Here is a 304-nt window from a genome sequence, read left to right as displayed (position 1 = left end):
TTGAGGCCTTTCCGCCCGCACGAAAATTCTCGCTGGGATTCAGCATTGCACTGACAGGTACGCTGTTGTCGGCGCCGCTTGCGCGCATGGTGTCACCCTCGCTGCTGGCGATCGATGGCTGGAATGCCCTTTATTCGATGGAAGTCGGTTTTGCGCTGATTTCCTTCGCCATGATTTACGTCCTCAAGGTCACACCGCCGCCGCGTGCGAAGGTGATCGAGCGTATGGATATCCTCAGCTATCTCCTGTTTGCGGGCGGTCTCGGTTGCCTTGCAGTCATGCTGACGCTCGGCCGGTTCTACTG

1 pseudogene is annotated in these 304 nt (G+C 57.9%); it reads left to right on the top strand.

Annotated elements, in window-relative coordinates:
- Nucleotides 1–304, top strand: a pseudogene (locus EN857_RS34020) (MFS transporter); the annotation flags it as partial.

The sequence above is a fragment of the Mesorhizobium sp. M4B.F.Ca.ET.214.01.1.1 genome, assembly GCF_004791545.1.
In the GTDB taxonomy this organism is placed as follows: domain Bacteria; phylum Pseudomonadota; class Alphaproteobacteria; order Rhizobiales; family Rhizobiaceae; genus Mesorhizobium; species Mesorhizobium abyssinicae.
Note: the sequence above shows the minus strand (reverse complement) of the source record. Positions and strands in the feature narration are given on the sequence as shown.